Here is a 320-nt window from a genome sequence, read left to right on the forward strand (position 1 = left end):
ATGAAGGCCTACGGCCAGCCGATCGCCCGCAACCTGGCGCGCTGCCCGACGCTGGCGGCGTTAATCGCTTCGTCCCCGGACGTGCTGTCCGCCTCGCTCTCCTTCCTGGCGCCCGGCAAGCAGGTGCCGCCCCACCGCGGACCGTTTCGCGGCATTCTGCGCGGCTATCTGGTGCTGGACATGCCCAAACGCGCCGACGGCGCGCCGGCGGCGGTGCTGAAAGTGGACGGCCGCGAATACCGGCTGCACGAGGGGGAGTTCATGCTGTGGGACGACACCTTCGAACACGAAGTGTGGAACGACAGCCCGCAGGTGCGCAC

Annotated in this window: 1 protein-coding gene; it reads left to right on the plus strand. The window is 69.1% G+C overall.

The features are described 5' to 3' along the window. Positions 1-320 (plus strand): aspartyl/asparaginyl beta-hydroxylase domain-containing protein (locus KHA85_RS20780; RefSeq protein WP_213186764.1); only part of this gene is annotated, 320 nt, incomplete at both ends.

Source organism: Dietzia massiliensis, from assembly GCF_018390595.1.
GTDB classification, from domain to species: domain Bacteria; phylum Actinomycetota; class Actinomycetes; order Mycobacteriales; family Mycobacteriaceae; genus Dietzia; species Dietzia massiliensis.